The organism is Actinorhabdospora filicis (assembly GCF_030269765.1).
GTDB classification, from domain to species: domain Bacteria; phylum Actinomycetota; class Actinomycetes; order Mycobacteriales; family Micromonosporaceae; genus Actinorhabdospora; species Actinorhabdospora filicis.
On record NZ_BSTX01000001.1, the window covers coordinates 349,863 to 374,237 of the forward strand.

The 24,375-nt window shown below is 73.0% G+C and carries 22 protein-coding genes; 13 read left to right on the forward strand and 9 right to left on the reverse strand.

What is annotated here, in order from left to right; translation table 11 throughout:
* The first annotated feature begins 27 nt into the window (after window positions 1-27).
* Genes QSK10_RS01625 through QSK10_RS01645 form a run of 5 tightly spaced genes read left to right on the forward strand, consistent with a single transcriptional unit; the run spans window position 28 to window position 7,219 of the window.
* On the forward strand, window positions 28-1,371 hold the full coding sequence (locus tag QSK10_RS01625) for an ABC transporter substrate-binding protein (protein ID WP_285660752.1): 1,344 nt from the start codon (window positions 28-30) through the stop codon (window positions 1,369-1,371).
* A complete protein-coding gene (locus QSK10_RS01630; protein WP_285660753.1) occupies window positions 1,368-2,246 on the forward strand; it encodes a carbohydrate ABC transporter permease in 879 nt (292 codons plus the stop codon). The genes QSK10_RS01625 and QSK10_RS01630 overlap by 4 nt, the downstream gene beginning before the upstream one ends.
* Window positions 2,243-3,049: a carbohydrate ABC transporter permease gene (locus QSK10_RS01635; protein WP_285660754.1), complete on the forward strand. Its 807-nt coding sequence runs from the start codon at window positions 2,243-2,245 to the stop codon at window positions 3,047-3,049. Before QSK10_RS01630 ends, QSK10_RS01635 begins: the two co-directional genes overlap by 4 nt.
* A 5-nt stretch (window positions 3,050-3,054) precedes the next feature.
* Window positions 3,055-5,049: a beta-galactosidase gene (locus QSK10_RS01640; protein WP_285660755.1), complete on the forward strand. Its 1,995-nt coding sequence runs from the start codon at window positions 3,055-3,057 to the stop codon at window positions 5,047-5,049.
* A gap of 28 nt (window positions 5,050-5,077) precedes the next feature.
* On the forward strand, window positions 5,078-7,219 hold the full coding sequence (locus QSK10_RS01645) for an MGH1-like glycoside hydrolase domain-containing protein (RefSeq protein ID WP_285660756.1): 2,142 nt from the start codon (window positions 5,078-5,080) through the stop codon (window positions 7,217-7,219).
* A gap of 40 nt (window positions 7,220-7,259) precedes the next feature.
* On the opposite strand, the gene QSK10_RS01650 is transcribed toward QSK10_RS01645, so the two are convergent.
* Window positions 7,260-7,748: a hypothetical protein gene (locus QSK10_RS01650; protein WP_285660757.1), complete on the reverse strand. Its 489-nt coding sequence runs from the start codon at window positions 7,746-7,748 to the stop codon at window positions 7,260-7,262.
* Between the two features lie 46 nt (window positions 7,749-7,794).
* Entirely contained in the window at window positions 7,795-9,084 is a 1,290-nt protein-coding gene (locus tag QSK10_RS01655; protein ID WP_285660758.1) for a Dyp-type peroxidase, read from the reverse strand.
* A gap of 184 nt (window positions 9,085-9,268) precedes the next feature.
* Here QSK10_RS01655 and QSK10_RS01660 point away from each other — a divergent pair, with 184 nt between their 5' ends.
* The gene (locus QSK10_RS01660; protein ID WP_285660759.1) at window positions 9,269-10,471 is read left to right on the forward strand and encodes an MFS transporter; all 1,203 of its coding nucleotides are present in this window, start codon (window positions 9,269-9,271) and stop codon (window positions 10,469-10,471) included.
* A gap of 117 nt (window positions 10,472-10,588) precedes the next feature.
* Here QSK10_RS01660 and QSK10_RS01665 read toward each other — a convergent pair whose 3' ends face one another.
* Window positions 10,589-11,011 carry an Lrp/AsnC family transcriptional regulator gene (locus tag QSK10_RS01665; RefSeq protein ID WP_285662889.1) on the reverse strand — a complete coding sequence of 141 codons (423 nt, stop codon included), beginning with the start codon at window positions 11,009-11,011 and terminating at the stop codon, window positions 10,589-10,591.
* A gap of 297 nt (window positions 11,012-11,308) precedes the next feature.
* On the opposite strand from QSK10_RS01665, the gene ddaH reads away from it, so the two are divergent.
* On the forward strand, window positions 11,309-12,124 hold the full coding sequence (gene ddaH, locus QSK10_RS01670; protein ID WP_349497668.1) for a dimethylargininase: 816 nt from the start codon (window positions 11,309-11,311) through the stop codon (window positions 12,122-12,124).
* 155 nt (window positions 12,125-12,279) lie between these two features.
* Window positions 12,280-13,242: a zinc-dependent alcohol dehydrogenase gene (locus QSK10_RS01675; protein ID WP_285660761.1), complete on the forward strand. Its 963-nt coding sequence runs from the start codon at window positions 12,280-12,282 to the stop codon at window positions 13,240-13,242.
* A gap of 102 nt (window positions 13,243-13,344) precedes the next feature.
* On the opposite strand, the gene QSK10_RS01680 is transcribed toward QSK10_RS01675, so the two are convergent.
* The 3 genes from QSK10_RS01680 to QSK10_RS01690 form a co-directional block, all read right to left on the reverse strand.
* Entirely contained in the window at window positions 13,345-14,127 is a 783-nt protein-coding gene (locus tag QSK10_RS01680; RefSeq protein WP_285660763.1) for an SDR family oxidoreductase, read from the reverse strand.
* A complete protein-coding gene (locus QSK10_RS01685; RefSeq protein WP_285660765.1) occupies window positions 14,124-14,753 on the reverse strand; it encodes a TetR/AcrR family transcriptional regulator in 630 nt (209 codons plus the stop codon). Before QSK10_RS01685 ends, QSK10_RS01680 begins: the two co-directional genes overlap by 4 nt.
* 1,235 nt (window positions 14,754-15,988) lie before the next feature.
* On the reverse strand, window positions 15,989-16,429 hold the full coding sequence (locus QSK10_RS01690; RefSeq protein WP_285660767.1) for a DUF1801 domain-containing protein: 441 nt from the start codon (window positions 16,427-16,429) through the stop codon (window positions 15,989-15,991).
* 53 nt (window positions 16,430-16,482) lie between these two features.
* On the opposite strand from QSK10_RS01690, the gene QSK10_RS01695 reads away from it, so the two are divergent.
* Complete coding sequence (locus QSK10_RS01695) at window positions 16,483-18,093, forward strand: bifunctional 3'-5' exonuclease/DNA polymerase (protein WP_285662891.1); 1,611 nt, start codon at window positions 16,483-16,485, stop codon at window positions 18,091-18,093.
* Between the two features lie 52 nt (window positions 18,094-18,145).
* On the opposite strand, the gene QSK10_RS01700 is transcribed toward QSK10_RS01695, so the two are convergent.
* Complete coding sequence (locus QSK10_RS01700) at window positions 18,146-18,328, reverse strand: hypothetical protein (RefSeq protein ID WP_285660769.1); 183 nt, start codon at window positions 18,326-18,328, stop codon at window positions 18,146-18,148.
* Between the two features lie 289 nt (window positions 18,329-18,617).
* Between QSK10_RS01700 and QSK10_RS01705 the strand changes: the two genes are divergently transcribed.
* A complete protein-coding gene (locus QSK10_RS01705) occupies window positions 18,618-19,022 on the forward strand; it encodes a hypothetical protein (protein WP_285660771.1) in 405 nt (134 codons plus the stop codon).
* Between the two features lie 82 nt (window positions 19,023-19,104).
* The gene (locus tag QSK10_RS01710) at window positions 19,105-20,769 is read left to right on the forward strand and encodes a hypothetical protein (RefSeq protein ID WP_285660773.1); all 1,665 of its coding nucleotides are present in this window, start codon (window positions 19,105-19,107) and stop codon (window positions 20,767-20,769) included.
* On the opposite strand, the gene QSK10_RS01715 is transcribed toward QSK10_RS01710, so the two are convergent.
* Complete coding sequence (locus tag QSK10_RS01715; RefSeq protein ID WP_285660777.1) at window positions 20,713-22,626, reverse strand: tetratricopeptide repeat protein; 1,914 nt, start codon at window positions 22,624-22,626, stop codon at window positions 20,713-20,715. The two genes, QSK10_RS01710 and QSK10_RS01715, sit on opposite strands and share 57 nt — an antisense overlap.
* 82 nt (window positions 22,627-22,708) lie before the next feature.
* Between QSK10_RS01715 and QSK10_RS01720 the strand changes: the two genes are divergently transcribed.
* Window positions 22,709-23,161 (forward strand): hypothetical protein, encoded by a 453-nt coding sequence (locus tag QSK10_RS01720; RefSeq protein ID WP_285660779.1) that lies wholly within the window; start codon window positions 22,709-22,711, stop codon window positions 23,159-23,161.
* Here the strand turns inward: QSK10_RS01720 and QSK10_RS01725 are convergent.
* Window positions 23,150-23,560, reverse strand: a complete 411-nt coding sequence (locus QSK10_RS01725) for a TIGR02611 family protein (protein ID WP_285660780.1) — start codon at window positions 23,558-23,560, stop codon at window positions 23,150-23,152. The genes QSK10_RS01720 and QSK10_RS01725 overlap by 12 nt on opposite strands.
* A gap of 213 nt (window positions 23,561-23,773) precedes the next feature.
* Between QSK10_RS01725 and QSK10_RS01730 the strand changes: the two genes are divergently transcribed.
* A complete protein-coding gene (locus QSK10_RS01730) occupies window positions 23,774-24,211 on the forward strand; it encodes an SsgA family sporulation/cell division regulator (RefSeq protein WP_285660781.1) in 438 nt (145 codons plus the stop codon).
* The last annotated feature ends 164 nt before the right edge of the window (window positions 24,212-24,375 follow it).

The window sequence follows — 24,375 nt, forward strand, 5'->3', positions numbered from 1 at the left end:
ATTCAGAATCCAAGCGAGGAGACACACATGCTCCACCACACCCCACCGCGTTCCAACGGGCTCGCGCGCCGCGCGATCCTCGCGGCCGCCGCCGGAGCGCTCGCCCTGACCGTCGTGGCGGGCTGCGGCTCGTCGAAGCCGGACGCGGGCCCGGCCAAGGACGTGGCCGCCGACAAGCTGTCCGGCACCGTCACCGTCTGGTCCTGGGACGTGGCCGCCACCGCGCTGACGCGCCTGGCCGCCGACTTCCACGCCAAGTACCCCAACGTCACCGTCGAGGTCACCGACATCGGCTACGACAACGCGGTGGACAAGATCCCGGTCGGCCTGAAGTCCGGCAGCGGCCTGCCCGACCTGATCACCCTGGAGACCCAGCAGGTCCAGAACTACGCGGGCAAGTTCCCCAAGGGCTTCGCCGACCTGACCGACGCCGCCGCGGCCTTCAAGGCCGACATGGACCCGTCCAAGTGGGCCGCCTCCAGCGACGAGAACGGCCGCCTGATGTCCATGCCGTGGGACTCCGGCACCGCCGGGCTGTTCTACCGCACCGACTACTTCCAGAAGGCCGGGGTCGACCCCGCGACCATCCAGACCTGGGACGACCTGATCGCGGCCGGGACCAAGGTCAAGGAGGCCACCGGCGCCGAACTGATGGTCGGCGACCTGACCGACAGCGCGGCCCTCGTCCCGATGATCATGCAGCAGCAGGGCGCGGGCTACTTCACCGCCGACGGCAAGGTCAACCTGGACTCCCCCGCCGCGCACACCGCCCTGGACATCGTCAAGCGCATGAACGACGCCGGGCTCATCCACAACGAGACCGGCTGGGACGCCCTCGTCCGCGCCAACAAGGAGGGCAAGGTCGCCACCGAGGCCAGCGGCGTCTGGTGGTCGGGCACCCTCACCACCGAGATGCCCGAGCTGGCCGGGAAGTTCGCGGCCATGCCGCTGCCCGCCGTCACCGCCGGCGGCGCGCGCACCGCCGCCAACGGCGGCTCCGGCCTGGCGATCCCCGCGCAGGCCAAGAACCCCGACGCGGCCTGGGCGTTCATGAAGTTCGCGCTCACCCAGACCGACACCCAGGCCTCGATGATGAAGAACGAGGGCCTCTTCCCCGCCTACCTGCCCGCTCTGAAGGACCCCTACTTCAGCCAGAAGCAGGACTACTTCGGCGGCCAGGAGATCTACACGATGTTCAGCGAGCAGACCGCCAAGATCCCCGCCATCACCTACACCGACGACTACTCCGCGGCCGCCGACGCCATGAAGGGCGTCGTCTCGGCGGTCGTGCTCAACGGCAAGGACGCCGCCGCCGAGCTCAAGTCCGCCGCCGACCGGCTCGCGGAGACGACGAAACGGGCCAAGGCGTGACCTCACCGACCATGGGCCTGCGAAAGTCCCGCCTCACGGCGTGGATCTTCGTGGGCCCGGCGATCGCGCTCTTCGCCGTCTTCTTCGCCTACCCACTCGTCGCCAGCCTGGTACAGAGCTTCCAGACCGACGACCGGGGCGAGACGGTGTGGGCCGGTTTCGACAACTACTCCCGCCTCTTCGGCGACGAGCTGTTCGGGAAGTCCCTGATCAACACCGGGCTGATCCTGATCGTCCAGGTGCCGGTCATGACCGTCCTGGCGCTCATCGTCGCCCAGATCCTCAACCAGTCCTGGCTCAAGCTGCGCTCGGGCTACCGGATCGCCTACTTCCTGCCCGCCGTCACCACCCTGGTCGCCTACGCGATCGTGTTCCGGGTGCTGCTGCGGGCCGACAACGGCGTCATGAACCACCTGCTCGGCTACCTGGGCGTGGCCCCCATCGACTGGCTGCACGACCCGTTCTGGGCGAAGGTCGCGCTCATCGCGTCCATCACCTGGCGCTGGACCGGCTACAACATGGTCATCATCCTGGCCGGGCTCCAGTCGATCCCCAAGGAGCAGTACGAGGCGGCGTCGGTGGACGGCGCGGGCGCGCTCACCACCTACGTCAAGGTGATCGTCCCGCAGCTGCGGCCGGTGATCCTGTTCTGCCTGATCACCTCCACCATCGGCACGCTCCAGCTGTTCGACGAGCCGTACCTGCTCACCCAGGGCGGGCCGGACAACGCCACGCTCACCCCGCTGGTGCACCTGTACAAGATCGGCTTCGAGCAGCTCGACTTCGGCTACGCCTCGGCGATCGCGTGGGCGGTGGTGGCCATCATCGGCGTCCTGTCCTTCGTCCAGTTCAAGTTCCTGGGGAGGCGCGAGTGAAACGCCTGCTCCACCTGCCGCTCATCGTGGGCGCGGTGATCAGCCTCTTCCCGTTCTACTGGATGATCATCGCCGCCACCCACAAGACCGAGGACCTGTTCACGTCGTCCCCGCCGCTGCTCCCCGGCGGCGAGCTGCTGAACAACCTCAGGCGCCTCGAAGAGAGCATCGGCTTCACCCAGGTCACGCTGAACACCGTCGGCGTCTCGCTGGTCTACACCGTCCTCAGCTCACTGCTGTCGGCGATGTGCGGCTACGGCCTGGCGAAGTTCCGCTTCAAGGGACGCGGCTTCTTCCTCGCGGTCATCCTGGCCACGATGATGATCCCGTTCCAGGTCCTGCTGGTGCCGCTGTTCGAGATGATGGCGTCCTTCGGCTGGATCGACACCTACCAGGCGGTGATCATCCCGTTCCTGGCCAACGCCTTCGGCATCTTCCTGATGCGCCAGGCGTTCCTGGACTTCCCCCAGGAGCTCATCGAGGCCGGGCGCATCGACGGCTGCGGCGAGACCCGGATCTTCTACCGCATCGTGCTGCCGGCGGCCAAGCCGCAGCTGGCGGCGGTGGTGATCTTCACCTTCATCGGGCAGTGGGGCGCGTTCCTGTGGCCGCTGCTCATGCTGAACACCGAGGACAAGTACACGATCCCGGTCGCGCTGTCGACCATGGTCGGGCTGTCGAAGGTGGACTACTCCGGGCTCATGCTCGGCTCCTTCGCGGCCACGCTGCCGATCATGGCGGTGTTCCTGTTCTTCCAGCGGCAATTCGTGTCCGGGCTGCTCGGCGGCTCGGTGAAAGGTTGACCCACGTGCGCATCACCCGTGTCCCCGGGCTCCTCTACGGCGGGGACTACAACCCGGAGCAGTGGCCCTCGGAGGTCTGGGCCGAAGACGCCCGCCTGATGGCCGAGGCCGGCGTCAACATGATCACCCTCGGGGTGTTCTCCTGGGCGCGCCTGGAGCCGGAGCCGGGGAAGTACGACCTGGACTGGCTCGGGCACATCATGGACCTGCTGTGGGAGCACGGCGTCCACGTGGACCTGGCCACCGCGACCGCCTCTCCCCCGGCGTGGTTCGTGCGGAAGCACCCCGAGGCGCTGCCCGTCGACAAGCACGGCATCCGCCTGGAGTTCGGCTCCCGCCAGCACTACTGCCCCAGCTCGCCGCTGTTCCGGGCGGCGACGGTGGCTCTGGCCGAGCAGATGGCGCTGCGTTTCAAGGACCACCCCGCGCTGGCGATGTGGCACATCTCCAACGAGTACGGCGACCACATCACCGAGTGCTTCTGCGAGGTCTCGGCGGCCGACTTCCGGCGCTGGCTGAAGGAGCGCTACGGCGACCTCGACGCCCTCAACCACGCGTGGGGCACCGACTTCTGGAGCCAGCGCTACACGTCCTTCGAGCAGATCGAGCCGCCGCGCCTGGCGCCCGGCCCGGGCAACCCGACCCAGTCCCTCGACTGGCGGCGCTTCAGCTCCGACGCCCTGCTGGCCTGCTACCAGGCCGAGAAGGACGTCCTGGACCGCCTCTCCCCCGGCGTCCCGGTCACCACCAACTTCATGAGCATGATGAAGGACCTGGACTACTGGGCGTGGGCCGAACGCGAGGACATCGTCTCCGACGACGCCTACCCCGACCCCACCGACCCGAACGCGCACGTCACGGCCGCCATGAACTACGACCTCATGCGCTCCCTGGGCAAGGGGCGGCCGTGGCTGCTGCTGGAGCAGGCGCCCTCGGCGGTCAGCTGGCGCGAGGTGAACGTCCCCAAGACGCCCGAGCAGTACCGGCTGTGGAGCCTGCAGACGGTGGCGCGCGGCGCCGACGGCGTCATGCACTTCCAGTGGCGGGCCTCGCGGGCCGGCGCCGAGAAGTTCCACTCGGCGATGCTCCCCCACGGCGGCACCGCCGCCCGCGGCTGGCGGCGCACCGTCGAGATGGGCGCCGACCTCTTGGCCCTGGCCCCCGTCGCCGGTTCACGCAGCGAGGCCCGGGTCGCGATCATGCACGACTGGGACTCGTGGTGGGCCGCGGAGTTCGACCAGGAGCAGCACCCCTCGCACCTGGTGCGCGTCCGCGACCTCATCCGCGCCTGGTACGGCGTCCTGTGGGCGGCCAACATCGCCTGCGACTTCGTGCCCGCCGACGCCGACCTGAGCGGCTACCGGGCGGTACTGGCACCCAACCTGTACCTGACCACCGCCGCCACCGCCGCGTCCCTGTCGTCCTACGTGGACGGCGGCGGCACCCTGGTCGCCGGGTTCTTCAGCGGCATCGTCGACGAGCACGACCACGTCCACGACGGCCCGCACCCCGGCGCCCTGCGCGACCTGCTCGGCCTGGTCGCCGACGAGTTCTGGCCCCTCCCCGCCGGGGAGACGGTGGGCCTGGACGCCGGCGGCGAGGCGTTCACCGGGACCGTCTGGCGCGACTGGCTCGACCCGACCACCGCCGAGGCGGTCGCGACCTACACCACCGGCGAGCTCGCCGGGCGTCCCGCGATCACCCGCAACGCGCACGGCGAGGGCTCGGCCTGGTACCTGTCCACGCTCCCGGACGCCCGCGGGCTCACCGCGATCCTCGGCCGCGCGCTGCGCGAGGCCGGGGTCACCCCCGTCGGCACGGCCCCCGAAGGGGTCGAGCTCTGCCGCCGGGGCGAGCACCTGTTCGTCCTCAACCACACCGCCGCGTCCGTGGAGGTCGAGGTGCCCGGACGGGCGCGCGACCTGCTGACCGGCGAGGAGGCCGAAGGGCGCGTCACCGTCGCGCCGTCCGGCGTCCGCTGCCTCGTCCCTCTCCCCTAACCCACCCCACCACCCCCGGAGCCGAACGATGAAACGACGCCGTCTCATCTCGCTGATGGCCGCCGCGCCCGCCGCGGCCGCGCTGCCGCTCGCCGTTCCCGCGGCGGCCTCAGCCGACGAGTCATCCGACCGCCACGAAGGGCCGCGCAACGTGCTCGACCTGCGCGGCACGCCCACCACCGCCCGCCCGCCGTCCCGCAACCCGATCTCGGTGTTCGCCGACCTGGGCGCGTGGCACGCCTACGCCCTGCCCACCGACCCGGCCTCCTACGGCGGGTTCAGCGGCCCGCTGTACATCGCCGAGGAGTACCCGTGGTGGCTGGGGCGGGCCTTCAGCCGCCTCGTGATCACCGACGCCGACACCGGCGCGGTGGTCGACCTCGCGAAGGACCCGGCCCCGAAGATCGACTCCCACCCGGGGCGGCTCACCCAGTCCTTCGAGACCGAGGGCCTGCGGGTCACGCTGGAGCTGCGCTACGCCGGCGACCGGACCTCGTTCGTGCGCGCCGAGATCGCCAACCGCGGCCGCTCGGCCCGGAACCTGTCGCTGTCGTGGACGGGCACGCTGCTGCGGCACACCGCCGAGCCGATCGCCAGCGCGCCCACCCTGTCCGCGACCGCGACGGGCGTGGCGGTGACCTTCGCCGAGGTCCGCGAGCAGTGGTCGTTCTTCTCCACCACCGGCATGCGCTTCGAGGTCCACCACGGCGACCCGGTGACCACCACCGTCACCGGCGACACCTACACCACCGCGCTCAACGCGCCCGTGCGCGTGGGCGCGCGCTCGTCCCACCGCCTGGTGTGGACGGAGTCGTTCACCTTCGCCGACGCCGACCGCGAGCGCGCGGCGGGGATCTCGCGGGACGTGCTGCGCTCGCCCTCGCGGTTCGCCGACCGCGCCGACCGCCGCTGGCGGGAGTACACCGAGCGGGCCCTGCGCGGCGTCCCGGCCGAGCGGCGGGGCGTGGCGGTGAAGGCGGTGCAGACGCTGGTCACCAACTGGCGCAGCGCGGCCGGGCGGCTCAAGCACGGCGGCATCACGCCCTCGGTGTCCTACATCTGGTTCGCGGGCGGCATGTGGTCGTGGGACTCCTGGAAGCAGGCGGTCGGCGTGGCCCGTTTCGACCCGGAGCTGGCCGCCTCGGTCATCGAGTCGCAGTTCGACTACCAGCGCGCCGACGGGATGATCCCCGACTGCGTCTTCTACAACGACCCCTCCGACGGGGGCGGCAACTGGAACGAGCGGAACACCAAGCCGCCGCTGGCCGCGTGGGCGGTGTGGGAGACCTACCGCCAGGGCCGCGACCGCAAGCTGCTGAAGCGGCTGTACCCGAAGCTGGTGTCGTACCACGACTGGTGGTACGCCGCCCGCGACCACGACGGGAACGGCATCGCCGAGTACGGGGCGACGGCCGACCCGGCCAACGCCACCGACGAGGCGGTGATCGAGGCGGCGGCGTGGGAGAGCGGCATGGACAACGCGCCGCGCTTCGACGTCGCCAAGGGCGTGGCGGTCCTGCGCAACGAGGCCGCCGACGGGACCCTGCGCGGCTTCTCGATCAACCAGGAGTCGGTGGACCTGAACTCCTACCTGTTCGCCGAGAAGATCTACCTGGCGCGCATCGCCGACGAGCTGGGCGAGCACCGCGACGCCCGCCGCCGGGAGAAGGAGGCCCGCGTCATCGCGGGTTACGTCCGGGACCACATGTTCGACCCGGCGACCGGCTTCTTCTACGACGGGGACCTGGCCACCAAGCGGCCCCTCGTCGAGCGCGGCAAGGGCATCGAGGGCGCGATCCCGCTGTGGACGGGCGTGGCGTCCAAGGCGCAGGCCGCGGCGGTCCGCGACGTGCTGGTGTCGCCGGAGGGCTTCGGGACGCACCTGCCGCTGCCGACGGTGGCCCGCGACAGCGCCGACTTCGACGCCGAGGCGTACTGGCGCGGCCCGGTGTGGCTGGACCAGGCGTACTTCGCGGTGGCGGGGCTGCGCCGCAACGGTTTCGGCGCCGATGCCGAGGCCCTGGTGGCCCGGCTGTTCGCCAACGCCGACGGGCTCACCGGCGACAAGCCGATCCACGAGAACTACAACCCGCTGACGGGCGCGCGCCTGAACGCGGCGAACTTCAGCTGGTCGGCGGCGTCGTACCTGCTGCTGGCCCGGGGCGAGTGAGCCCGGCGGCCGGGGGCGGGTTCGCCCGCCCCCGGCCGTCCTAGCGCGGCGGCCCGGCGGCGAAGTACGCCGCCGAGGCCGCCGGGAGCAGCAGGATCACCGCGAGGGCGGCGAGGGGGACGGCCAGGCCCGCCGCCACCACCGACCAGAGGGCTCCCCTCCCGGGGGTGGTCTGTGAGGTGGCCACGAGGATCGAGGCCGGGGTCTTGAGCGCGGTCAGCAGCGGCACCACCATCAGCGTCGCCTGACGCGAGGCGGGACGGCCGACGCGCAGCCCGGCCACGATGTAGATCAGGAACACGAAGTACAGGAGGCCGAGACCGGCGTCGAAGAGGCGCAGGACGCCGAGCAGGTCGGGGTCGGTGACCGGGCCGGTGCCGGTGGGCGGTCCTTTCACCAGGAACGCGTTCGCCGCCGCGAAGGCGGCCATCACCAGGCCGGTGAAGACCATCGCGGCGGTGACCGTCCCGGGGCGTCGGGGGCGGACTAAGGGCTGTTGGGGCTGATACGGCTGCTGGTAAGGGTTCATGCGGGCTCCCCATCTAGGCTGCCGCCGATGATAGGAAGCCCGCGCATCATCCGATGGTGAGCGCGCCGCCCTCCGGGGCGCCCGGCGGGACGGCGAAGATCGCGCCGCCGAGGTTGACCAGGAAGTCGCGCAGCCGGTCGGAGGCCGACATGCGGTTCTGGGCGTCGATGAAGGACTTCGGGTCGGCGACGTAGGCGGTGAACAGCAGCCCGGCGTCGTAGGGGTTCTTGTCGTGGTTGTGGCCGTCGGTGCCCACGGCGTGGTCGTCGGTGCCGAGGGTGCCCTGGGTGAGGAACCCGTAGTCGTAGTTGTAGCCGCGCCGGAACATGGGGATGCCCTTGACGAGGCGGACGTGCGCGTCGAGGGGGATCACCGGCCCGCCCGCGGGAGCGGCGGCGGCCAGGTCGGGCTCGTCGAACTCGGCGGTGCCGGTGAGGGGCGCGCCGCTGTCGCGCTTCCGCCCGATGCTGCCCTCCTGCTCGGCGGCGGTGGCCAGGCTCCACTCCGGCAGGCGCATCCGGATCTTGCGGAACACCAGGTAGCTGCCGCCGGCGAACCAGTCCGGCTCGTCCTTGGTGGCCCAGACCGCGGCGTCGAATGCGGCGTCGCCGGGCTTGGGGTTGGCGGTGCCGTCCTTGAAGCCGAGGAGGTTGCGGGACGTGCCGCCGTCGGCCGGTTTGGACAGGAACCCGTGCTGGGTCCAGCGGAGCTGGCAGGTGCCCATGACCCGCGCGCGCAGCGCCAGGAACGCGCCGCTGACCACCTGCGGGTCGTCGGCGCAGATCTGCAGCAGGAAGTCGCCGCCGGACCAGGCCGGGTTCAGCTGGTCGCCGGGGAAGGACGGCAGCTCGGCGAGGCGACGCGGGCGCCGGTCCTGCCGTCCGGTCACCTGGAACACCCACGGGCCGACGCCGACGGTGACCGTCAGCTTCGCGGTGGGCAGGCCCTCGGCGGTGAGGTCGTCGGGGAACTGCTCGGGGGTGGTCCCCTTCAGCGGCGGCGGTTTCCGGCCGGCCATGAGCGCGGCGATCACCGCCGACCAGTCGGCCAGCAGCTCGTCGGTCATCTTTCCCAGCGCCTCGGGGGTGAGGCGTTCCCCGGTGCGGGGGTCGGCGATGAGCAGGTCGAAGGCGGCGAACAGGGCGTGCTTCTGCTGGGGCGTGTCGATGCCGGGCTGGCGCGTCCCGTGGAAGGGGACCGTGCCGGACTCGGCGGGCGGCGGTTCGGGTTCGTCCCCGGTGGTCCGCCCGATGAGGACGCCCCCGGCCCCGGCGAGGGCGGCGGTGGCCGCGAGGGAGCCGACGAGCGCGCGGCGGCTGACGGGTGGGGTGGCCATGATTTCTCCTTCCGGCGTCGTGAGTGGACAGTCGCCGCGCGGGCGGGCCGGGTTCCCGGGCCCATGCGTGTGCATGAACACGGGGTGGCCCGGGAACCCGGCGGCGATCATGGCGGTGAGCTGCGGCCGGACCACCGGTTTCGCCGCTCGGCTAGGCTCCCCCTCCCCCACCCCGGGAGTCTTCGTGTCCACCCTCACCGTCAAAGGCCACCGCGACTTCGGCGTCCTGTGGACCGGCCGCGCGATCAGCCAGTTCGGCTCCGACGTCGGCGCGGTCGCCCTGCCCCTCGTCGCGGTCGGCGTCCTGGACGCCAGCGCGTTCCAGATCGGCCTGCTGGCCGCGATCGCCGCCGCGACCACGCTGCTGCTGTCCTTCCCCGTCGGCGCGTTCGCCGAGCACCGGCGCAAGCGCCCGGTGCTGGTCGCCGCCGACCTCGCCCGCTGCCTCACGCTGCTGTCGGTGCCGGTGGCCGCGCTGGCGGGCGCGCTGACCTTCGCGCAGCTGTGCGCGGTGGCCGCGGTCAACGCCGCCGGGCAGCTGGCCTTCGCGGCGGCGTCCCAGGCGCACCTGAAGGCCCTCGTGGACGGCGACCGGCTCCTCGACGCCAACGCGCGCCTGGAGTCGACCACGTGGCTGAGCCTGACGGTCGGCCGCTCGCTGGGCGGCGTCCTCGCCGGGCTGATCGGCGCGCTGGGGACCCTGGTCGTGGACGCGGTGTCGTTCCTGGCCGGGGCCCTGGCCGTGACGCGGCTGCGCGCCCCGGAGCCCGCGCCGCCGGAGCGGACCGCCGGGCGCAGGCGGGCGGAGCTCCTCGCGGGGCTCGCCTTCGTCCGGCGGGAACCGGCGCTGCGGCGGCTGCTGGCGGGATGGGTGATCTACGCGGGCGCCTCGGCCATGGCGTTCCCGGTGTCCACCGTCTTCTACCTGCGGGACCTGGGATTCACGCCCTGGCAGTACGGGCTGCTGATGGGCGTGCCCTCGCTCGGCGGCTTCTTCGGCGCGCGCGTGGTCCGCGCGGCCGCCGAACGGTGGGGCATGCTGCGGTTGCTGCGCTGGTCGGCCTTCGCGCGCGGCCCCTGGTACGGGCTCATCGCGCTGGCGCCCGTGGGCGTCGCGGGACTCGTGGTGTGCGGGCTCGCCTTCGGCGCGATGCTGTTCTTCTCCTCGATCGCCAACTCCGCGCAGGGCACCTACCGGCAGCTGCGGACGCCCGACGGGCTCCAGGTCCGGGTGGCGGCCCTGTGGGCCTTCGCCACCACCGCCGCCGCGCCCCTGTTCACCCTCGCGGGGACGGGGCTCGCCGCGCTCACCGGCACGCGCGGCGCCCTGGGCGCCGCCGCCGCGCTGATGCTCGCGGCGGCCTTCCTCTCCCCGGCCCGGGAGTGAGCGCGGGGCCCCGCAGGCGACGGGCGGGGCCCCGCGGCCCGGGAGACCGGGAGGGTCTCCGTACGCGTGGCACGCGTACTCGGCTCAGCGCCACCGGGCGCGGGAGTGTTACACCCGTCAGGTCAGGCGCGAGAGCACGACCACCGATTTCGTGCGCGTCACGAAGGGCTCGGCGCGCAGCCGCTCCAGGGCCTGCTCCAGGTGGGCCATGTCCTTGGCGCGCAACTGGACGATCGCGTCGGCCTCGCCGGTGACCGTGCACGCGGCGGTGACCTCGGGATGCTTGCGCGCCGCCTGCTGGATCTGGTCGGGGTTGGTGCGCCCGGTGCAGAACAGCTCGACGAACGCCTCGGTGGTCCAGCCCAGCCGCGAGGGGTCGACCACGGCGGTGAAGCCGGTGATGATCCCGGCCGCGCGCAGCCGGTCCACGCGGCGCTTGACCGCCGGGGCCGACAGCGCGACGGACGCGCCGATCGTCGCGAAGGACTGCCGCGCGTCGTTCATGAGCGCGGCCACGATGCGGCGGTCGATCTCGTCCAGATCGCCCGGCGCGGGCTCGGCGTGGGCGGACAGGGGCTCGGTGGGCGCGGTCTCCCGGGACAACGTTTCGCCGTCTTGTGGGTCGTTCATGCAACGATTCAACACCGTATCGGCCGATCGGGTGCTTGCGGCCCGCCGACCGGCGTTCTAGCCTTGCGATCCGCGCCCCTCGCACCCACCCTTCAGCTGCGAGAACAATGGATCACCGCGAAACGGCGGATGTACGCAACGATCATCCAGATGAACGCATGATCGGCGCATTGTCATTGCATAGACGCGGCTCTTAGTCTTCCGGTCATGACCGAACTCGTGGCTCGCCCCCGCACCTACCTCATGTGTCCCCCGGCGCACTTCGCCGTCGAATACGTGATCAACCCGTGGATGGACCCGGCCGCCGACGTCTCCGCCGCCACCGCCCTGAACCAGTGGTCCGGCCTCGTCGACACCCTCCGCGAGCTCGGCCACACCGTCTTCACCATCGAGCCCGAGGCGGGCCTGCCGGACATGGTCTTCGCGGCCAACGGCTCCTTCACCGTCGACGGCAAGGTCTACGGCGCGAAGTTCCGCTACGAGCAGCGCCAGGCCGAGGCCGGCGCCTACGAGAAGTGGTTCCGCGCCCAGGGCTGGACCTTCACCCCCGCCACCGAGACCAACGAGGGCGAGGGCGACTTCGTCTACCTGCCCGAGCGCGGGCTGATCCTGGGCGGCTACGGCTTCCGCACCGACGCGCGCGGCGTGGCCGAGGCCGCCGAGGTGCTCGGGCGTCCCGTGGTCCCGCTGAAGCTGGTCGACCCCCGCTTCTACCACCTGGACACCGCGCTGGCCTCGCTGTCCGACGACAACATCGTCTACTACCCGGGCGCCTTCTCCGAGGCCTCGCAGGCGATCCTGCGCCAGCTCTTCCCCGATGCCGTCATCGCCGACGACGCCGACGCGCTCGCCTTCGGCCTGAACCTGGTCTCCGACGGCAAGAACGTCGTGCTGAACACCGAGGCCGACGGCCTGGCCGCCAAGCTCGAAGCCGCCGGTTTCACCACCGTGCGCGTCGAGCTGGCCGAGCTGAAGAAGTCCGGCGGCAGCGTCAAGTGCTGCATCGCCGAACTGCGCGACTGACACCCTGACGTCCCGCGTGAGCGGGGTGCCGCCGGGGTCCGTGAGGGCGGCCGTGGCGGCGGGGATCGCGGCCGCCCGAACTCCGTCACCCGATGGAGACCGGGCGGCCGCGATCAGTATTGCGCCCGGTCATGTTCGTCTGGGACCGTGCGCGCATGAGAACGGCGTGGCTGCACGGTGCCGGGGACGTCCGCGTGACCGAGGGGCCGGTGCCCGAGCCCGGTCCCGGCGAGGCCCTCGTGAAGGTGACCGCGGTCGGCCTGTGCGGCTCCGACCTGCACTGGTACGGCGAGGGCGCCATCGGCGACGTCCGCCTGAGCGAGCCGATCGTCCCCGGTCACGAGACCGCCGGGGTGGTGATGTCGGGCGCCCTGACCGGCAGGCGCGTCGCCGTCGACCCGGCGATCCCCTGCCACCGCTGTGAGCTGTGCGTCGAGGGGCACCCGAACCTGTGCGCGGACCTGCGCTTCGCCGGTTACGCCGACACCCCGGGCGGGCTGCGCGAGTACCTGACCTGGCCCGAGCACCGCCTGCACGTCCTGCCCGACGCGATCGGCGACGCCGAGGGCGCCCTGCTGGAGCCGCTGGGGGTCGCGATCCACGCGCTCGACCTCGGGCGCGTCCGGCTCGGCATGTCGGTCGCGGTGGTCGGCTGCGGCCCGATCGGGCTGATGCTGGTGCGGCTGGCGCGCCTGGCCGGGGCGACGCGCGTCCTGGCCGCCGATCCGCTGCCGCACCGGCGCGAGGCGGCCCTGCGGATGGGCGCCGACGACGTCTTCGACGAGCCGGTGGCCGGGGCCCACGTGGCCTTCGAGGTCGCCGGCAACGACGCGGCGGTGGACCTGGCGATCGGCGCCTGCCGTCCCGGCGCCCGCCTGGTGCTGGTGGGGATCCCGGAGACCGACACGACGACGTTCCGGGCCTCCCCCGCCCGCCGGCGAGGGCTGACGATCGCCCTCGCCCGGCGGATGAAGGAGGTCTACCCCCGCGCGATGTCGGTCGCGGCGGCGGTGGACCTGACGTCCCTGGTCACCGACGTCTTCCCGCTGGAGAAGGCCGGTGAGGCGTTCGCGCACGCGGCGGCGCGGGCGGGTTTGAAGACGGTGGTCGGGCCCTGAGGCGCGAGGGGTGACCACGCCGTCCCGGTCCCGGCGGACCGGTGGGTGAGGTGGCGTCGGGGCCTCACCATCGGCCCACCGCGCGAAGCCGCGCGAGGGACGTCAGCCCCGGTAGTCGGCCACGTGGTCGGCCGCCCACTGCGCGAAGCTGCGGGAGGGCACGCCGGTGACGTCCTGTGAGAGCGGGCCGGTCGGCGCCGGGGAGTCGTCCATCTTCGACCACATCTCGAAGACCGGCGGGTAGAGCGTCTCGCGCGCCTGCTCCAGGGTCAGCTCGACGATCTCGATCTTCTCGCCGAGTGCCTCGCCGATCAGCTCGACCTGGCGGTACTGCGGCAGCGACTCCGGTCCGCCCAGCGGGACGATCCCGGTGAGGTCGCCGGTGAGGGCCGCCACGGCCACGTCGGCCATGTCGCCCTCGTGGATGGGGTTCATCTGGATGTTCGGGAAGGCCACCAGCGCGCGGCGGTCCTCCCGGATGCCCGGCGCCCAGCCGAGCGCGTTGGTGGCGAAGGCGCCCGGACGCAGGATCGCCAGCGGGATCCCGGTGTCCTGGAGCGGCCGCTCGGTGCGGAGGTGGTTGTCGCCGATCGGGTTCGACGGGAACGCCGCCGCGATCGACGAGAGCATCGCCAGCTTCGGCACGCCCACGCGCTTCGCCGCGTCGGCGAAGTTCTGGCCGCCGCCGTGGAAGGCGTACACGAACGCGCCGGCGACGCCGTCCAGCGCCGCGTCGAGCGACGCCGGGTCGTTGATGTCGAGCACCACGTCGGCGCCCGCGTCGGGGCTCGCGCTGGCGGTGCGGACGGCGTGCCCGGCCTCGGTGAGGCGGGTGATGACGGCGCGCGCGACGCCGCCGCGCGCTCCGGTGACGAGGAAGGTCACGGGGACTCCTTTGTCTGGTCGGGGTGGGTCTCGGCGATCCGCCCGACGATGCGGCGGATCTGGTCGAGATATAGGGCGGCGAACTCCGGCGAGGCGGCGTCGAGTCCGGTGAGGACCCTCGCCGCGTCCCGCAACGCCACCGGCGCCACGGAGATCGCCATCAGCACCAGCTGAAAGACGCCCGGATCGAGCTCGGCGGGAAACTCGCCCCGCTCGCGCCGGGCGCGCATCTTCTCGACGTCATCGCCGAGATCGGCGGTGGCGTCCGGCGTATCGGCGTCGCTCTCGGCGAGCCCGTGCCACAGGATGAGCCGCGCGGCCCGCGGATCCTCCAGCGCGTGCCCGGCGTAGCGCGCGATCGCCTCGGTGAGCGGGACCTCGGGTCCCGCCTCGGCGGCCTCCCAGTCGTGCCAGGACTCGCGAAGGGCCGTGTACAGGCCCTCCTTGCCGCCGAAGTAGTAGGTGATGAGCTGCTTGTTCACGCCCGCCCGCGCCGCGATGTCCTGCACCCGCGCACCGGCGTAACCCCGCGCGGCGAACTCGTCGAACGCGGCGTCGAGGAGACGCCGCCGGGTCCGCTCGGCATCGCGGAGGCGGGAATCGGGATCGGGTGCGCGGCGGGGCATGGGGGAAGCGTAGCACTAATTTTCCGCGTGGGTGATTGAGGTACCCGGGTGGGTGATTGGTGGGTGGGCGGGCGCGGGTGAGGGCAAGGGTGAGGACGCGTGTGAGGCACGGACGGGGCGGGCTCGGCACGGCCGACGGCGTGCGGGCGAGCCGAACCGGCACGAGGACCTGGTACGAGGACCTCGTGCGACAGCCCCCGTCCCGGCGGGGTGAGGTCGCCCTCACGGCTTTCCGGGCTGGCGGCGCGCCGCGGCCACCGGCCCGACGACCTGGCACGACAACCACCTCATCTCGCCGGGGTGAACGCCGCCCTCACCACGAGCCGAGCGCGGCCTCGGCGGCGTGGAACGCGCGTGAACGGCGGGCCCACTGGCGGCTGGCAGCGTGCCGCGGCCACCGGCACTACGACCTGGCACGACAACTACCCGATCCCGGCGAGGTGAGCGCCGCACTCACGGCAAGGCGAGCCCGGACCCGGCGGCATGGAATGCAGGTGAACGGCGAACCTACTGGCGGCTGGCGGCGCACAGCGGCCATCAGCACGCCCCCATCCCGGCGAGGTGAGCGCCGCACTCACGGCGGGCCGAGGGCAGCCTCGGCCGAGAGGAAGGCGGGTGAACAGCGGGCCTACTGGCGGCTGGCGGCTGGCAGCTGGCAGCTGGCGAAGTTATCCACATTCGGCGTGTTATCCACAGGTTTCGCGAGACGCGTTTGACACCCATGCGTGGCGGTGTACTACGGTCCGTCCCAGCGGGGCGGGCTCTGGGCCCCCACCAAAGAAGAGGTGCGCGAAAACGCGAGAACACCGCCTTGAAGTCTCGCCGCCGCTGCCACTGCCACCGCCGCCGAGACCGCCGCGATTGCCCCCACGCTCTACCGCCAGGACCGCCGTCACGCTCGTGCTCCCGCCCCGCCCCCGGAACCGCGCCGCGCCCGCGCCCATGTTTGTTCGGGTGTCACGGTTGCGCACTCACCTCCGGTGTGCCCACACGAGCGGCATGCTCCCGCCCGCACCCGGAACCCCGCACCTGCACCCGTGCTGGTCGAGCATCACGGCCACATGCTCGCCTCGGGCGCGCCCCCACGTCCGCCGCCCACTCCGCGCCACGCCTCGCTCATCGCACCCGATGCCCCGAACCACCATCGGCGGTCCGGGCGCCCGGCCACCCCGAAGCCCCTCCCCCGCGACGCCCCGGGCACACCCCAGGCACACCCCGGGCACGCCGCCCCACTCCTACCCCCGCGCCGCCTCGTACCGCTCCAGGTACTCCTCCACCCCCACCGCCGCGATCGCCTCGCCCACCGCATCCAGCGCGAGGTCGTCGGCGCGCTTGAAGCGCACGCAGCTCTTCCCCATGTCCAGCCGCTTGCCCGCTGCCGCGAAGCGCGCGCGGAACACCGTCTCTCGCTCCTCGTCCCCGTACACGCACATCAGGTAGAGCGACAGGTGGTTCCTCTGCGCGGCGAGGGCGGCCAGTTGCAGCGGCTTCTCGTTGTAGGTGCCCGGGTAGCGCTCCAGCGGGACGACGTAGGCGAGCATCCCGAAGTCCACGGTCTCCGCATACCCTTCCGGCAGGTGCTCCAGGATCACCTCGCGGACGGCCGCCAGTTCGGCGCGGCGGTCGGCGGGCAGCGACTCCAGGTACGCGTCGGGTGTGGTGGCGGCGCTTCGCATGCGTTCACGGTAGCGGGAATGTCGCACGTCGCTGCGATGATCGTGTGGTGCGCATGGTGATCGTCCCGGACGAGGGTGACGGGGGCTGGCTGCGGGCCGCCGACGGCGGTCCGGTCACGCGTGTGCCCGATCTGGCGGCGAGTGTCGGCGAGTTCGAGGACGCGGGTGAGCCGCGCTGGGTCGTGGCCGATCTGGCGCAGGTGTATCCGCGGCTGCTGCGGCGGGGCGCGCGGCTGGGGCGGTGCCATGACGTGACGCTGACCGAGTCGCTGCTGCTGGGTTACGACGGGCGTTACGGTGAGCCGTCGGCGCCCGCGGCGGCGCACGCGCGGTTGCGGGGGCTGCCGCCTCCGCCGCCGGTGCCGGAGGCGGTGACGGGCACGTTGTTCGACGACGAGCGGCCGCCGAAGGACGGGGCGGCCGAGGCGGTGCTGCTGGACGAGGTGCACGCCGGCCAGATGGCGCGGCTGGAGTCGCGGGGGCGGATGGCGACGCTGGCGGCGGCGGAGTCGGCGGGCGGGCTGATCGCGGCGGAGATGACCTTCCACGGGCTGCCGTTCAGCCGCGAGGCGCACGACGCGATCCTGACGGGGATGCTGGGGTCGCGGCCGGTGAAGGGGCTGCGGCCGCGTCATCTGCAGGAGCTCGCCGACCGGGTGAGCGCGGCGTTCGGGCGTCCGGTGAACCCGGATTCGCCGCAGCAGATCCTGGCCGCGTTCAAGTCGGCGGGGATGCCGATCGAGTCGACGCGGTCGTGGGTGCTGAAGCGGCTCGATCACGCGGCGGTGGAGCCGCTGCTGGAGTACAAGGAGCTGGCCCGTATCTGGACGGCGCACGGCTGGTCGTGGGCGGACCAGTGGGTGAGCCCGGGCGGGGACGGGCAGCGGCTGCGCCCGGAGTACGTCGTGGGCGGTGTGGTCTCGGGCCGGTGGGCGACGGACGGGGGTGGCGCGCTGCAGATCCCGAAGGCGGTGCGGGGGGCCGTCCGCGCCGATCCGGGACACCTGCTGGTCGTCGCCGACGCCGCGCAGCTGGAGCCGCGGGTGCTGGCGGCGATGTCGGGTGACGCGGGCATGGCGCGGGCGGCGGGCGAGATCGACCTGTACGAGGCGCTGTCGGGCACCTTCGGGGGGAAGCGGGACGACGCGAAGATCGCGCTGCTGTCGGCGATGTACGGCGGGGGCAGTCCCGAGGCGATGACGCTGCTGGCGGTGATGCGCCAGCGGTTCCCGGCGGCCTACGCCTATGTGGAGGCGGCGGCGCAGGCGGGCGAGCGGGGACGCCTGGTGCGCTCGTGGCTGGGCCGCACGTGCCCGCCGGCATCGTCGTCGTTCAAGAGCATGGGCGCCGGGCCGGAGGCCTCGCGGGCGGTGCGGGACCGGGGCCGGTTCACGCGCAACTTCGTCGTCCAGGGCACCGCCGCCGAGTGGGCGCTGGCGCTGATGGCGTTCCTGCGGAACCGGCTGCGCGAGGAGTCGCTGGGCGAGCTGGTGTTCTTCCAGCACGACGAGGTGATCGTGCACTGCCCGGCCGAGCGGGCCGGGCGGGTCGGGGAGGTCATCGCCGCGGCGGGGCGGGCGGCCACCGAGCTGCTGTTCCCGGGGACGCCGGTGCGGATCCCGATGCACACCGCGGCCGTGGAGTCCTACGCGGACGCCAAGTGAGGCGGGCCGCCCGTCACCGCGGGTGACGGACGGCCCCGCGAGCGCGCGGCCGTCAGGCCGGACACACGCCGCACGTCGTGTTGCAGGAGGCGTCGGTGTAGCAGCTGACGATCTCCCCGCCGGGGCATTCCTTCGAACCCCACATCGGCGTGCACTTCCCGGGCGCGGCCGCGGCCTTGGAGGCCGGGACGAGGCGGTTGAGCAGGCGGTCGGCGACAGTACCCAGGCGGCGCATCTCGATCTCCGTTCGCTCAGTTCGCCGCCGCCGGTCGGCGGCGACGCGGTGGACCATACAAGTCGTAGATCATCTTCCGCAACGCCCCGGCGCATACCGCAGCGCATATGGTCCCTTGTGGACGAACCGGCGGATCCCGCTCGGCACCGGCGAAGTCGCCGGAGTTCGGCATCGATCTTGGACGGCCGGTATCGGGACGGCCGCCGATCCAGTAACGTCCACTTAGGAACGTCCCGGTCCGGTGACGCCCCGTGACCGCAGAAGAAGTCCCCTCCCCCAAGGACGACCGATGGCAGCGAACGATCCCGACGGGCGGCGCCCCGCCGACCCGGCCGCCGCGCGCGCCCGCCTCTGGCAGCACATCGCGGTCAACGAGGCCGAAAGCCATGTCGCGGCCCTGCACCGCGACCACCTCCTCGCCGGGCGCAGAGCCGCCATGACGCGCCTCGCCGAGGCGCAGCGGGTCGTGTCCTACGTCAAGGAACTCGGCGACGACGAGGCCCTGCGCGCCGCCGTGGAGGCCCTCGGCCGCGCCAGCCGCGAGTACAAGCGCGTCCGCGACGACGTGGCCGCCGAGTTGCAGTGCATCATCCGCGCCCGCGTCACCCGCATGGCCGAGATGGCCGAGCGGCTCGGCGAGGCCGCGGGCGGCTCCTGGCCGTCCGGTCTGGACTTCGGCGACGAACCCGCCTGAGCGAGTCTTTGCGCGCGGCGAGCCGCGCCGCCTATCGTGAGACCGTGATCGACACGCGGCCGGGACCCAGCGAAACGCCTGAATGTGGTACCCCGGCAGCGGGCAGCGGGCAGCGGGCAGCGGGCAGCGGGCAGCGGGCAGCGGGCGGCGCCGCGCGCCGGTGGCCGCGGTGAGCGTCCCGGCCGACGCGCCTGACGTGGGCCGCTGGGACACCTTCGCCGCCGAGCGGCGCGTCCTCGCCGTCGCGCGGAACGTGCCCGCCACGACGCGGCTGATGGACGCGCTGTCGCTCCTGCGCGGCGACCGCCGCGTCGAGGTCGCCTTCACCCTGACCCGCTCCACCGCCTTCCACCCCGGCGACCACGAGCTGATGAGCGACCTCGGCGTCCACCCGATGCCCTGGCGGGAGGCCGTCGCCGAGCGCTTCGACCTGGCCCTGTCGGCCAGCGCCAACGGCCCGCTGCACGAGCTGCGCGCGCCCGTCCTGCTCATGCCGCACGGCGCGGGGCAGCACAAGTACCTGGACGCCTCCGACCCGCGCCGCGGCGTGCACGGCGCCGCGCCCGAGCAGCTCGTGGTCGACGGGCGCGTGGTCCCCACCGCCATCCTCGTCACCGGTGAGGCGCCCCTGGCCCTCCTGCGCCGCGACTGCCCCGGCGCCGCCGCGCGGGCCCTGGTCGCCGGGGACCTCAGCCACCAGCAGCTGGTGGCGGCGGCGCCCGACCGCGACCGGTACCGCCGCGCTCTCGGCCTCGGCCCCGGAGTGCGGCTGGTGACGGTCACCTCGACGTGGGGACCGGCCTCGCTCCTGGCCCGCCACCCGGACCTGCCGGAGCGGCTGCTGGCGTCCCTGCCCGCCGACGAGTACCGGGTGGCGGCCGTCCTGCACCCGAACATCGCCGCCCGGCACGGCTCCTGGCAGATCCGGCACCGCGCGGTGGACGCCATCGACGCCGGGCTGCTGCTCGTCCCCCCGCACGAGGGCTGGCAGGCGGTGCTGACCGCCTCCGACTGCGTCATCGGCGATCACGGCTCGGTGGGCTTCTACGCCGCCGCCCTCGACATCCCGCTGCTGCTGGCGGCCACCGGGGACGGTGAGGTCCCGCCGGACTCCCCCAGCCTCGCCCTCGCCGCCGCCGCGCCCCGCTTCGACCCCGGCGGCGGCGTCCTCGCCCAGATCGAGGACGCGATCGCCAAACACCGGCCCGGCGTCCTGCGCGGCCTCACCGGGCCCTCCCTCGCCGAGGTCGACGCCGCGCGCGTCTACCGCGACACCATGTACCGGCTGATGCGCCTGACGCCGCCACCGCGCGAGCGCGGCTCGCGGGCCCCGGCCGTCCCGCGCCTGGACCGCACCGAGCCGCTGTCGCACGTGGTCACCGCCGAGCGGACCGGCGGCGCCGTCCGGCTGACCCGCTTCCCCGCCGCCACCGCCGAGTACGCGCCCGCGCCCGGCCGCCATCACGCGGCCGGCGAGGACGAGCCCGATCCGCGCTTCCGGCGCGCGGCGGCCGTGCTGGCCGGACGCGACCCGGCGGCGCTACTGGAGCGCTATCCCGCGTGCGAGGTCGCCGTCGGCGGCGGAGGCGCGCGCACCCGCCACGGCGTGATCCGCGTCGAGGACGGCGGCGGCCTGCCGGACGTGCTGCTGGGCTCGGCGCTGCTGCCGGGCCTGCGCTCCGGCGGCCCGCTACCGGAGGTCGTGCTGGTCGGCGGACGCGAGTTCCGCCCGCGCCTGTCCCGCTAGCGCCGCCGCGCGCGAGCTGCCCATCCCGGCGTAGATCGCGCGCGCCCGCTCCAGGGCGCCGTCGTCGCCGAAGCGCGTGCCGAGCTCGGCGAGGGCCTCCGCCTGGTAGTAGGCGGCGCCCTCGGCCTCCAGGACGGCCGCGGCGGCGGCGAAGAGCTCGCGGGCCTCGTCGTCCCCGGCCAGCCGGGCCAGGTCCATGAGGACCTTCCCGAGGTCGCGCGGGTGGGCGGTGAAACGGGCGCGGGCCTCGCGCAGCGCCGCCACGGCCCTGGCGTGGTCGCCGAGAGCCGCGTAGGCCTGCCCGGTGAACTGCTTCTGCAACCCGCGCGCCCGGTTGCCCTCGTCGATGCCGTAGGCGGTCTCGTGCGCGGTCACCGCCCGCTCGTACTCGCCCCGGCGGACCAGCGCCCGCCCGAGGAACTCCCAGGCCGAGGCCAGCACGTCGGCGCGGCGGGCCAGCCCGATCGCGCCCTCCAGCTTGGACACCGCGTCGGCGAGCTCGCCGTGCTCCATGTCCCAGCGGCTGGCCAGGGTCAGCATCCGCGCCTCGACGTCCGGGCCGAGCGACGGGGCGGCACGGACCCCCAGGTCACTCGACTCGTACCAGTCGAGCTCGTTGCGGCGGTCCATGAACAGCGGCCACATCGCCTCGGTGAAGCCGCACACCTCGCGCATGAAGCCGCTGCGGAACGCGCGCCGCTGGACCGTGACGAGCAGGGCCCGCCGCCGTTCCATCCAGGTCATGGCCTCGGCGCGGTCGCCGAAGGGGCCGGTGCCCTTCGCGGGTTCGATGACGCGCAGCCGCTCGCCCATGGCGAGGTCGGCGAAGGACGCGCGGGTGAGGAGATCGCCGATGAGGCGGGTCTGCGCGGAGTCGAGGTCCTCTCCGGCGGCCAGGACGCGGGCGTGCGCGCGGATCAGCTCGCCCATGTTGTAGCGGCCGTCCTCGCCGCCGGACACCAAGTGGGAGCCGCGCAGCTCCTCGACGGCGCCGCGCGCGGCGGTGCCGGTCGCGCCGGTGAGGGCGGCGACGTCGGCGACGTCGAAACCGGGACCGGGATGCGCGGCCAGCAGGCGGTAGGCGCGGCGGGTCTCCTCGGTGAGCCCGGCGTAGGCGATCTCGGCGATGTCCTCCAGCATCGCGTCACGGCCCTTGGCGTGCAGTTCGGCGAGCACCTGCGCCGGGGAGGCGGTGCTGCGGGCGAGGCGGCCGCCGATGAGGTGCAGGGCCAGCGGTACGCCCGAGGCGGCGTGGAGAAGCGCGGCGGTGGCCTCCGGTTCGGCGTCGAGGCGCGCGGGGTCGCAGTACGCGGCGAGGACCTGGCGGGCGTGCCCGTTGCCGAGGCCGGACAGGGACAGGCGCACGTCGGCGAGGGGGTCGAGTTCCTCGGGGCGGCGGAACGAGGTGACCACCATCGCGCTGCGGGGCGAGGAGGGCATGAGCCGGTCGATCTCGCGCCGGTCGACGGCGTTGTCCACGAAGACCAGGATCGCCTTGTGGCTGGTCACGCTGCGGAACAGGCGGGCGCGGGCGGCCTCGTCGTCGGGGATCTCCTCGCGTGCAACGCCCAGGGAGCGCAGGAAGCCCAGGAGGACGTCGCCGAGATCGGCGATCCCTCTGCGCCTCAGTTCACCGAGGTCGACGTAGAGGACGCCCTCGGTGAACGCCTCGCTCGCGCGCAGCGCCGCCAGTACGGCCACGGCGGTCTTGCCCGAACCCGGCATGCCGGTGACCAGGATCAGCCTGGGCACCGTGCGGCCGTCGGCGGGCGCGGAGAGGACATCGAGTTCGCGCGCCTCGTCGTCCCGGTTGAAGAAGATCCGTGGCGCGGCAGGCAGCTCTTGTGGTTTCCGCACGACTCTCCCCCGCTCACCGTCCCCGAACGCGCACCGCCCACCATACGTCCCGATCCGTGCGCGGGGGAAGTACGGTGACGGCATGCGCGAAGCCCTGGTCACGCTCGCCGGTGAGATCGACGCCCCCGTCCAGCGGGTGGCCGGCCTGCTGCTCACCGTCCACGAAGGCCCGGTCGGCGAGGAGAACCTCTGGCTGCTGAGCGGGATGGGCGCCACGCGCGTGTCGGGCGGGCCGGGGCGGTTCGCGGTGGCCTATCCCGGCGGGAACCTGACCGTGGACGTCGACCGCGAGGCGGGCACGATCGCCGCGCAGGGCGGGTGGTGGTACCGGGGCGAGTGGGCGCTCACCGGGCGGGAGGGCGGGACGCTGCTGACGCATCGCGTCCGCAACGTCGCGGGGGCGGGCTCGCGGTGGGCGGTGCCGCTGGCCAACAACTTCTTCCGCGGCTTCCCCGAGCGCACCCGGCAGGGCTTCCTGGCGGGCCTGACGCGCGTCGGCGAGCACCTGGGCTGCGCCACGCGGCTAGTGCCCTAGCCGCCGCGAGATCTCCGTCCACAGGTTCACGTCGAAGCTCACGTACACCGACGCCCAGATCACGCACGCCACGAACACCAGCCCGGCGGCGCCGATGAGGACCCGGACCGTCCAGTGCCGCCGCTTGATCCAGTCGAGCCAGCGGGTGAGCTGCCGCTTGGTGAAGGTGAAGAGCCGGTGGGCCCAGTGGAACTCCAGGGCCAGGATCGCCAGTCCGGCCAGGACGATCGCCCAGCCCGGTCCCGGGAACGGGATCAGCACGATCCCCAGCGCGATGACGGCGGTCCCGAGGACGCCGACGGCGATCTTGAGGGTGAGGCTGCCGGAGCGGGTGCGCCGGACGCGGTCCAGCCAGGCGTGCAATGGCCGCTGCCGCGGTGTCTCCTCCTCGTCCGTCATCGCCGCCCTCTCGACGTGGTCACTAGACGGTACCGAAACACTACGGTGGCGGGATGCCGATGGTCCGGTTTGCGTTGATCCGTGGTCACTTCACCCGGACGCGATTCCCCAAGTAGCACCGATCAGGGGGTACGGAGCTCTCCGTGGTGGTAAGACCACAAGTGAACATGGTGGGCACCGGGAAGGGGCCCACCCAAGTGCCGGGGGGCAGACATGGCTACGACACAACCGGTCACCATCGAGGTCGACACGTCGATGCGCCTGGTCGCGCCCGATTTCGCCACGCTCGCCGTCCGCGCGAGCCTGCGCTACGACCAGCGGGATCCGTACGCGGTCCACGTGGTGTTCCACCCGGACGGCGAGGGCGGCGAGTCGATCAGCTGGTCCTTCGCCAGGGAGCTGCTCGCCACCGGTCTGGCCGAACCCTCCGGAATAGGGGACGTCCGCGTGTGGCCGTGGAACACGCCGCGCGGCGAGGCCATCGCCCTCGCCCTGTCGTCGCCGGACGGGAACGCGCTGTTCGAGGTGCCCCGCAACGTGCTCACCCGGTTCCTGCGGCGCACCTACGGTGTGGTCCCGCGCGGCCGGGAGTCGGAGCACCTCGACGTGGACCAGGCGCTCACGCGCCTGCTCGCCGAACGGGAGAAGTGACCGCTCGTCCCGGCGAAGCCTCGCCCACGTTTCCGGCACACGGGGCGTGGGCGTGAACGGCCCGGGACGACGGTCTCCCACGGGGGAAGCGAACGCGAAATCGGAGATGGACGTGAGGGGCGGCCCGCGAGAGCGGGCCGCCTTCGAGACCCGCTAGCGCGGGC

Bases quoted from the DNA above. Each gene is read 5' to 3' on its own strand.
- QSK10_RS01625 (WP_285660752.1), top strand. From the start codon at position 28: ATGCTCCACCACACCCCACCGCGTTCCAACGGGCTCGCGCGCCGCGCG.
- QSK10_RS01645 (WP_285660756.1), top strand. From the start codon at position 5,078: ATGAAACGACGCCGTCTCATCTCGCTGATGGCCGCCGCGCCCGCCGCG.
- QSK10_RS01650 (WP_285660757.1), bottom strand. From the start codon at position 7,748: ATGAACCCTTACCAGCAGCCGTATCAGCCCCAACAGCCCTTAGTCCGC.
- QSK10_RS01655 (WP_285660758.1), bottom strand. From the start codon at position 9,084: ATGGCCACCCCACCCGTCAGCCGCCGCGCGCTCGTCGGCTCCCTCGCG.
- ddaH (WP_349497668.1), top strand. From the start codon at position 11,309: ATGACCGAACTCGTGGCTCGCCCCCGCACCTACCTCATGTGTCCCCCG.
- QSK10_RS01675 (WP_285660761.1), top strand. From the start codon at position 12,280: ATGAGAACGGCGTGGCTGCACGGTGCCGGGGACGTCCGCGTGACCGAG.
- QSK10_RS01685 (WP_285660765.1), bottom strand. From the start codon at position 14,753: ATGCCCCGCCGCGCACCCGATCCCGATTCCCGCCTCCGCGATGCCGAG.
- QSK10_RS01690 (WP_285660767.1), bottom strand. From the start codon at position 16,429: ATGCGAAGCGCCGCCACCACACCCGACGCGTACCTGGAGTCGCTGCCC.
- QSK10_RS01695 (WP_285662891.1), top strand. From the start codon at position 16,483: ATGGTGATCGTCCCGGACGAGGGTGACGGGGGCTGGCTGCGGGCCGCC.
- QSK10_RS01700 (WP_285660769.1), bottom strand. From the start codon at position 18,328: ATGCGCCGCCTGGGTACTGTCGCCGACCGCCTGCTCAACCGCCTCGTC.
- QSK10_RS01705 (WP_285660771.1), top strand. From the start codon at position 18,618: ATGGCAGCGAACGATCCCGACGGGCGGCGCCCCGCCGACCCGGCCGCC.
- QSK10_RS01710 (WP_285660773.1), top strand. From the start codon at position 19,105: ATGTGGTACCCCGGCAGCGGGCAGCGGGCAGCGGGCAGCGGGCAGCGG.
- QSK10_RS01720 (WP_285660779.1), top strand. From the start codon at position 22,709: ATGCGCGAAGCCCTGGTCACGCTCGCCGGTGAGATCGACGCCCCCGTC.
- QSK10_RS01725 (WP_285660780.1), bottom strand. From the start codon at position 23,560: ATGACGGACGAGGAGGAGACACCGCGGCAGCGGCCATTGCACGCCTGG.
- QSK10_RS01730 (WP_285660781.1), top strand. From the start codon at position 23,774: ATGGCTACGACACAACCGGTCACCATCGAGGTCGACACGTCGATGCGC.